The 258-nt window shown below is 42.2% G+C and carries 1 protein-coding gene; it reads left to right on the top strand.

From position 1 onward, the window contains the following. A partial coding sequence (locus AAEY75_RS15995) for an aminotransferase class V-fold PLP-dependent enzyme (protein ID WP_352260148.1) occupies window positions 1-258 on the top strand: 258 nt, incomplete at both ends.

The raw sequence follows: 258 nt of genomic DNA, 5'->3' as shown, positions 1-258 counted from the left end.
GCGTCACGTTCACATAGGTTTGGTTGGCAAGCTGAAGAAGTGGTTGATCAAGCACGTACCGATGTTGCTGATTTAATTAATGCAGACCCACGTGAAATTGTTTTCACTTCGGGTGCAACTGAATCAAATAACCTAGCAATAAAAGGCGCAGCACAGTTTTACAAAAAGAAAGGTAAGCATATTATTACCGCTAAAACTGAGCACAAAGCTGTAATCGACACGTGTCGTGAGCTTGAGCGTCAAGGTTTTGAAGTAACC

It is taken from the genome of Psychrobacter sp. TB55-MNA-CIBAN-0194 (genome assembly GCF_040309505.1).
In the GTDB taxonomy this organism is placed as follows: domain Bacteria; phylum Pseudomonadota; class Gammaproteobacteria; order Pseudomonadales; family Moraxellaceae; genus Psychrobacter; species Psychrobacter fozii.
Note: the sequence above shows the minus strand (reverse complement) of the source record. Positions and strands in the feature narration are given on the sequence as shown.